The 283-nt window shown below is 70.3% G+C and carries 1 protein-coding gene; it reads right to left on the bottom strand.

Annotated features, from left to right (window positions below):
• Positions 1-283, bottom strand: a 283-nt coding sequence (locus tag OH705_RS27090) for an ABC transporter permease (protein ID WP_267303418.1), incomplete at both ends; no start/stop codon positions are given.

The following is a 283-nucleotide window of genomic DNA, read 5'->3' on the forward strand; positions in this document are numbered from 1 at the left end:
TGACGAGTGTGCCCAGCCACAAGCCCAGCGCACTGAAGGGCAGCACGCCGACCAGGCACGCGGTCGCCCACGCGATCCATTGCGCGGCCGACAGGTGCACGTGGGCCACGCCGGCGGCGATGGCGGCGAGCAGCAGCAGGATGATCGCGGCGAAGAGCAAGGCCATCACCATCTTCGCGACCAGGTACGCGCCCGGCGGCATCGGCTGCGCGCGCTTGAGCGTCAGCAGGCCCTGTTCGCGATCCAGCGCCACGGTCACGCCGAAACCGAACAACGCCACGCC

Source organism: Pseudomonas sp. BJa3 (genome assembly GCF_026343815.1).
Classification (GTDB): domain Bacteria; phylum Pseudomonadota; class Gammaproteobacteria; order Pseudomonadales; family Pseudomonadaceae; genus Aquipseudomonas; species Aquipseudomonas soli.